This window comes from Acidovorax sp., assembly GCF_046339755.1.
Lineage (GTDB): Bacteria > Pseudomonadota > Gammaproteobacteria > Burkholderiales > Burkholderiaceae_C > Acidovorax.
This window is the reverse complement of sequence record NZ_JBKDTZ010000099.1, coordinates 1-7,424: the sequence shown is the minus strand read 5'-3', so window position 1 is coordinate 7,424 and position 7,424 is coordinate 1. Positions and strand designations below refer to the sequence as shown.

Sequence of the window (7,424 nt, the reverse complement as noted above, 5' to 3'; positions counted from 1 at the left end):
GGGCGCCACCGTGTTCGCGGATGCCAATGGCAACCACAAGCTCGATGCGGGCGAGTGGTCCGCCACCACCGATGCCGCGGGCGGCTTCACGCTGCCGGCCAATGTGCAAGGGGCGCTGGTGGCCACGGGCGGCACCGACCTGCTCACCAACAAGGCCTTCAAGGGCCTGCTCAGCGCACCGGCCGGCAGCACGGTGCTGAACCCCATCACCACCCTGGTCAAGGCGCTGATGGACAAGGGCGGCGCCACCACCACGGTGGAGCAGGCCACGGCCCTGCTGGCCAAGGCGCTCAACCTGCCTGCGGGCGTCAACCTGCTGGCCTATGACCCGCTGGCCGTGCTGGCCAGCAGCAGCGCCAGCGCCGCCGACCAGGCCATGGCCCTGGGTTACCAGAAGGTGGCGGTGGCATTGGTCAACGTGGTCGGCATCGGCGCGGCCGCGCTGGATGCGGCCGAGGCCAAGGGCGCACAGCCGGGTGTGGCCACGCCGCATGCGGGCCAGCCTGGCGCGGCGGCGGGCACGCTGATCGCTTCCCTGGCGTACGCCATCGCAGCGGCGGCGGGCGGTGCCAGCGGTGTGGCGAACCTCTCGGACGCCGCCTTCCTGCGCGGCATCGTGGCCGATGCCGCGGGCGACTACGGCCTGCGGCTCGATGCCACCAGCCTGGACAACATCAGCAAGGTGGTGGATGCCGCCAACGATGCAACCGGTGCCGCCAGCACGGTCGCAGTGCTGGGCCAGGTGGCGGCGGCGGCCACCGATGCGGCGGGCTCGGTGGCCACGGGCAACTTCCAGGCCGCGGTCAACGGCTACACCGGCGATGCCTTCACGGCCGTGGTGCAGCAGCAGGCCGTGGGGGAACTGGCGCCCGGTGTGTCCGCCGGCCAGGGCAGCAATCCGCCCGCGCCACCTGCATCGGGTGGCGGCGACACGGGGGGCGGCGCGCCCGGCCCTGGGGACACGCAGGCACCGGGGCTGACCATCACCAGTTCTGCCGCCGCGCTCAAGACCGGCGGCACGGCCACCATCAGCTTCACCTTCACCGAAGACCCGGGCGCGAGTTTCACCGCGGCCGACATCACCACCACTGGCGGCACGCTGGGCGCGCTGAGCGGTACGGGCCTGGTGCGCACGGCCACCTTCACGGCCACCGCGTCGGCCAACCTCGACACGGGTGGACACATCGCCGTGGCCAAGGACAGCTACAGCGATGCGGCTGGCAACAAGGGCGCGGCCGCGGCCGTGGACATCGCCACGGTGTTCAACCCGGTGCTGTTCGTGGGCAACAGCGCCACCTTTGCGCGCATCGACCCGGCCATGTCGTACAACACCTACGACGCGGCCACCAACCCCTTCGGCGTGCACGACCTGACCTCGCCGGCCAATGGTGGCACCTTCACCAACCTCACGGGGGCCAACCTGTACGAGCCGCACCCCTGGGGCGGTGTGGCGGGCCTGTTCGACAGGTTCGCTGACCAGGTGGGGCTGGGCTACGATGTATCGCTCTCCACCCGCAACGCCGCCACGCTCAAGGGCCATTACCTGAACTCATCGGCCGCGGGCTGGGACATGCGCGGCAACATCGCCAGCCAGAAGTGGGAGCTGGTGGTGCTGCAGGACCAGACGGACGAACCCCTGCCCTCGGGATCGGGCACCATCACCTTCGCGGCCGGCAGCGCCACGGCCAACCTGGTGATCACGCCCACGGCCGATGGCGCCAAGGAGTACGACGAGACCCTGGCGCTCAAGCTCGCCGCCTCGGCCGGCTACCGTGTCGGCACCAGTTCTGCCGTCGGAACCACGATCCTCAACGATGACCCCAATGCGCCCGCCACCGACCCGGCCCTGGCCACGGTGTCCCTGGCGGCCAGCCCCGGCCAGGTGACGGAGGACGGCACGGCCAACCTGGTGTTCACCTTCACGCGCACCGGCTCCACCGCCAGCGACCTGACGGTGACGTTCACCGCGTTCCGCGACGGGTCCACCTCGCCTTCGGTCTCGACCACGGTCAATGCGAGCCAGGACCTGGAGATGTACAACACCACCAGCGGCGCCTTTTCGGCGGCAGGCGGCGCCGGCACATCGCCCTACCGTTTTACCAGCGGCAACGGCTTTGCCAGCAGCTCGGACACCGGGGCGCCCACCACCACGGGCAGCGTGTCGTTCACCTCCAACACCGGCACCATCGTCATCAAGGCAGGCCAGGCCTCGGCCAGCATCACGCTGGACCCGCATGGCGACAACGTGGTGGAGGCCGACGAGGCGATCCGCCTCTCGCTGACGCACCCGAGCACTGGCACGGACTACAACCTGGGCACGCTGGGCGCCGTTTCGGGCACCATCGTCAACGACGACTTCGCGGTCGGCACGGACATCAGCCTGCCCAACATCACGCTGGGCCTGAGCTCCGCCGCAGGTGTGTACGAGAACGCCGGCCAGAACCTGGTCTACACCTTCACGCGCAGCGGCGACACCAGCTCTGCACTCACGGTGAACTTCACGGCCGATGGCACGGCCACCTACTTCGCGGCCGATCCATCGAAGTCGGACTTCGGCATTTCCGCCAACGCCACGCTGACCACCACCTCGGGCGCCAATGCCGACATCGGGGAGTTCCAGAAGTACGCCACGCTGATCGAGGACTTCGTGCACACCGGCGCGGCCGACACCGCTACCCAGCCCGGCACCACCATCGCGGGCAACCCCAATGCCGATGCTTCGACCGACATGTACCTCTATGCCACCTGGGCCCGGCCCGACATGGTGGCCGGGGCCTACGACATGCTCACCTCGCGCACTCTCAACGGGGCGGGGGCCTACGAGGGCACGGGAGACATCAGCCGCTCGGACACCCAGGCCAGTGCCTACTACCTGTCGCTGGAGGGCATGACCACCGATCTGCAGAATGCCTACGCCAACCTGGCGGCCGTCAATCCCGACTTCAAGGGCGTGGCGCCGGTGGGCACGGCCTTCATGACCGCCGTGCAGAATGGCTTGTCCATCCGCGACCCCTATACCGAGACGGGCGGTACCACGGTGGCCAACGGCGGCAAGATCAATCTCTGGCACGACGACAACCTGCACGCCAGCAAGTACGGCTCCTACCTGTCGGGCCTGGTGCTGTTCGAGACGCTCACCGGCCTGGACGCGCGTTCGTTGGGGGCCGGCGACAAGGTGGCGAGCGACCTGGGCATCGACGCGGCCACGGCCGTGGCGCTGCAGAAGGTGGCCTCGGCCACGCTGGGCTTCGACCAGTCCTACCAATGGAGCGCACCGGGCAAGGTGGTCGACCTGGGCGGCACCAACGCCACGGCCACGCTGGCCACGGCCGGCGGCTTCAGCTTTGCCGACCCGGCGTTTGCCGCGCACACCGTGAGCGTCACGCCCACGGCGGGCGCGCTGGGCACGCTGACCGCGCAACTGCGTTCCGACGGCCATACTGGCCAGGTCAACTGGCTCTACACCGTGGGCAACCAGACCATCGACCCGCTGCTGGCCAGCGGCCAGCAGCGCCACGACCAGTTCACCGTGACCCTGGACGACGGCCACGGCCATGTGAGCACGCGCCTGGTCGACATCACCCTGGTGGGTACCGCTGTCATTTGAGGAGGGGGCGGCAATGCGCAGCAAGCTGTGCTCCGCGTCACAGCCTTGGAGGCTGCACCGGCCTATTATTTCCTTGCCGGCCTCCAAGCGGCATCCCCTCTTGCGACAAGCAAGTTGCTGCCCGCCTCCGTGCGGGCTTTTTTTTGCCGGCCTGGTCGGCGGTGAACTTCTGGCCGCCTGGTGGTTCAGACAGCGTTGAGCTTGGGGGCCACGGCGATGCCGCCCTCTGCAGCCGCCTACCGAGAGAAGAAAAGGAACAAGCAAGCATGAGCAGCAGATTCATCCGAACCCTGGCCGCAGCCGCAACGCTGGCCGGCGCATCGGGCGCCGCCATGGCCGCTGGCGGCCCGCTGGACGGTGTCTACCAGTGCGCGGTGGCCGGCACCGGCGTGTTCATCACCGTCAGCGGCCAGCCCAGCGGCCCCTCGATGTTCACCATCGCGGCCCTGGGCCCTGCCAATTCGCTCTACGGCTACGGCATGGGCACGGCCACGGCCTCGTCGTTCACCGGCACCACCAGCTTCAACCTGCCGTTCACCCTGTCGGTGAGCCAGGGCAACCTGATCGGCAGCATGGGCGTGCTGCAGGGCAGCACGGCCGCCCAACTGCCGGTGAACTGCGCCAAGCTGTTCTGAGTCTGTCCGGGTAACGGGCTTGCCCGCTCAGTCCTTTCGCCGCTCCAGCGTCACGAAGCTGAAGGGCAATCCATTCGTGGAGGTGTGCGTGCTGCGTGCGGTCTCATGCCAGCCGGCATCGAGCACGGGTGCGTGGGCATCACCCTCGAAATCCTGCGCAATCTCGGTGAGCTCGATGCGGTCGGCCAGGGGCTGGGCCTCGGCATAGACCTGTGCGCCGCCGATCACCCACACCGTCTGGCCGGCGCTGGCGTGCTGCAGGGCATCCTGAAGGCTGGTGGCACGCAGCGCGCCTTCGGCCGACCAGTCGGCCTGGCGCGTGATGACGATGTTGGTGCGCCCGGGCAGCGGGCGAAAGCGCGGGGGCAGCGAGTCCCAGGTCTTGCGGCCCATGACCACGGGGCAGCCCTGGGTGAGCGACTTGAAGTGCGCCATGTCCTCGGGCAAATGCCAGGGCAGGCGGTTGTCCTTGCCGATCACGCCATTGGCGGCGCGCGCGTAGATCATGTGCAATGGCATGGGGGCACTTCCTTAGATGTGCATGACGGCCAGTGCGCCGACCACGATGCCGATGCCGGCCACACCGTACATGCCGTACTCCAGCCACTTCTTGCGCGTGAGCAGGGCAATCGCGGCCAGCGCGATCGCTACCTGCAGCGCCGTGGTGGCCTGGGCCCAGCGGTGGTGCTGGTGCATCTGCTCTTCGCTCTGGCGGTCGAACCTGTGGCTGTCGGCTTCCAGCTTTTCGGCGACGACCTTGATCTCGTTCTTCTCGCTCTCGTAGCGGTCCACCTTGGCCTGGTAGGTGGCCTTGCGGTCCTCGGGCGCCAGGTCGCGGGCCAGCTCGGCCAGGGACTGCTTGGTGCTCTTGGACTGGAAGTAGTTCCACTGGTTGGAGGCCTCGGTCTTCTTGATGGCCGCGTCGTTCTTGAGCAGGCCGGCATTGGCCTGCGTGGCACCGCCCATGTACGCGAAGATCGCGCCCACCGTGGCCACGATGGCCGTGAACATCGCGATCTTGCTCATCGACGAGCCGCCGTTTTCGCTGCCGTGGCTGGCTGCGTGGTCGTCGCCATGGCCGTGGCCCTGGGCGGCATGCTCCACTGCGTGGTCGTGGGGGCCGTGTACGTGAAATCCGCCGGAAGACATAGTGAGTGCTCTTTGTAGTTCGTGAAGGGAGGCAGGGGATGTCAGGCAGGGCGCAGCGGCGCCTGCACTGCAGCAATCATGGGGAGGCGAGGGGGGTCAGACCGCCACGGGCGCCTTGATGGCGGGGTGGCACTGGTAGTCCAGTACTTCGAAATCCTCGAACTGGTAGTCGAAGATGCTGTCCGGCCGGCGCTTGATGTGCAGCGTGGGGTAGGGGTAGGGCGTGCGCGCCAGCTGGGTCTGCACCTGTTCGTGGTGGTTGCTGTAGATGTGGCAATCGCCGCCGGTCCAGATGAAGTCGCCCACGTCCAGGTCGCACTGCTGGGCCACCATGTGGGTCAGCAGCGCATAGCTGGCGATGTTGAAGGGCACGCCCAAAAAGATGTCGGCGCTGCGCTGGTACAGTTGGCAGCTGAGCGTGCCGCGGCCCTCGGGCTCCTGCGCTGGCGCCACGTAGAACTGGAAGAAGGCGTGGCAGGGCATGAGCGCCATCTTGTTCAGCTCGGCCACGTTCCACGCGCTCACGATGATGCGGCGCGAGTCGGGGTTGGTCTTGAGCGTCTTGATGACGTCGCTGATCTGATCGATGTGGCCACCATCGGGCGTGGGCCAACTGCGCCACTGCACGCCGTACACGGGCCCCAGGTCGCCATCTTCGCGCGCCCATTCGTCCCAGATGGTGACGCCGCGCTCCTTGAGCCAGTTGTTGTTGCTCGACCCCGTGAGGAACCACAGCAGCTCCTGGATGATGGAGCGCAGGTGCACCTTCTTGGTGGTGACCAGCGGAAAGCCTTCTTTCAGGTCGAAGCGCATCTGGTGCCCGAACACGCTGGTCGTGCCCGTGCCCGTGCGGTCGGACTTGTGCACGCCCTGCGTGAACACATGGCGCATGAAGTCCTCGTACTGGGAGCGTACGGGGCGGGCAGGCTGGGCGGAAGGCTGGGTCATGGAATCGAATCGCTCGCGGTGGGGCGCTGGGCCGTCGGGGGAAGGCCTTTGCCGACTGCGGATTTTATGCGGAGAGGAACCATCGGGGGTTGGCGCCTTGACGTATCGTTCGGCCATGACCTCTTCCTCTGCTTCCATCACCATCCGCCCGCTTGAACCTGCCGATTGGGCCACCGTATGGCCCATCCTGCACAGCACCTTCCAGGCGGGCGACACGTATGCGTTCTCGCCCGACAGCACCGAGGCCGAGATCCACAAGGCCTGGGTGGAGCTGCCCGCCGCCACCTTCGTGGCCTGCGGGGCGGGCGGCGAGATCCTGGGCACTTACTTCATCAAGGCCAACCAGGCGGGCCTGGGCGCCCATGTGTGCAACTGCGGTTATGTGGTCGCCCCGGCTGCACAAGGGCAGGGCGTGGCTTCGCTGATGTGCGAGCACTCTCAACGGCAGGCCGTGGCCATGGGGTTCCGCGCCATGCAGTTCAACCTGGTGGTGGCCACCAACGAGCGCGCCGTGCGCCTCTGGCAGCATCTTGGCTTTGCGATCGTGGGCACGCTGCCCGGGGCATTCAGGCACCGTGCGCTGGGCTATGTCGATGCCCATGTGATGTTCAAGACATTGGTGGCTTGAGCTGTTTGCCAATGGAAAAGGGCTCCCGACCGGGAGCCCTTTTTGCTTGGGGATGTGGGGGAACACTTCCACATGGTGGCGGTGCCCACGACCGTGAAACACCACCACCATGGGAAGGCCCGCAACTGGCGGACCTTGCTATGAAGGCCCTTGTTCTTACAGGGCGCTGATCTCGCCCGAAGGGATCTGGCCGGTGCGCACGGCTTCGGCAGCCGCTGCACGCACGGCAGCGCGGTCGGCGGTGGACTTGTAGGTCACGACGCGCGAACCGGCAGGCTCGATGCTGCGGGTCTGGGCCACCGTAGCGGCTTCAGCGGCCACTTCGGCGCGGGTGCGGTTGGTCTCGAACTTGGTGGCGAATTGCGAAGCATCGGCTTCGTCGGCGTGGGCACCAAACGATGCGAAAGCGGCAACAGCGGCGATGGAGAGGAAACGTGCGGTCGTGTTCATGATGAAA

7 protein-coding genes are annotated in these 7,424 nt (G+C 67.5%); 3 read left to right on the top strand and 4 right to left on the bottom strand.

What is annotated here, in order from left to right; translation table 11 throughout:
* Together ACK59X_RS07875 and ACK59X_RS07870 are read left to right on the top strand one after the other, a co-directional pair.
* Positions 1–3,607 (top strand): Ig-like domain-containing protein (locus ACK59X_RS07875; RefSeq protein ID WP_409956332.1); only part of this gene is annotated, 3,607 nt, incomplete at its 5' end.
* Positions 3,608–3,873: 266 nt separating this feature from the next.
* Positions 3,874–4,242 (top strand): hypothetical protein, encoded by a 369-nt coding sequence (locus ACK59X_RS07870; protein WP_409956331.1) that lies wholly within the window; start codon positions 3,874–3,876, stop codon positions 4,240–4,242.
* A gap of 27 nt (positions 4,243–4,269) precedes the next feature.
* Here the strand turns inward: ACK59X_RS07870 and ACK59X_RS07865 are convergent, their stop codons facing one another.
* From ACK59X_RS07865 to ACK59X_RS07855, 3 genes are all read right to left on the bottom strand, one after another.
* Complete coding sequence (locus ACK59X_RS07865; protein WP_409956330.1) at positions 4,270–4,761, bottom strand: dihydrofolate reductase; 492 nt, start codon at positions 4,759–4,761, stop codon at positions 4,270–4,272.
* A 12-nt stretch (positions 4,762–4,773) separates the two neighbouring features.
* A complete protein-coding gene (locus tag ACK59X_RS07860; RefSeq protein WP_409956329.1) occupies positions 4,774–5,391 on the bottom strand; it encodes a DUF4337 family protein in 618 nt (205 codons plus the stop codon).
* 96 nt (positions 5,392–5,487) lie between these two features.
* The gene (locus ACK59X_RS07855; RefSeq protein WP_409956328.1) at positions 5,488–6,339 is read right to left on the bottom strand and encodes a thymidylate synthase; all 852 of its coding nucleotides are present in this window, start codon (positions 6,337–6,339) and stop codon (positions 5,488–5,490) included.
* Between the two features lie 115 nt (positions 6,340–6,454).
* On the opposite strand from ACK59X_RS07855, the gene ACK59X_RS07850 reads away from it, so the two are divergent.
* A complete protein-coding gene (locus tag ACK59X_RS07850; protein WP_409956327.1) occupies positions 6,455–6,967 on the top strand; it encodes an N-acetyltransferase family protein in 513 nt (170 codons plus the stop codon).
* A gap of 156 nt (positions 6,968–7,123) precedes the next feature.
* On the opposite strand, the gene ACK59X_RS07845 is transcribed toward ACK59X_RS07850, so the two are convergent.
* Positions 7,124–7,417, bottom strand: coding sequence for a DUF4148 domain-containing protein (locus tag ACK59X_RS07845; protein ID WP_409956333.1), 294 nt, complete (start codon positions 7,415–7,417; stop codon positions 7,124–7,126).
* Positions 7,418–7,424 lie beyond the last annotated feature (7 nt).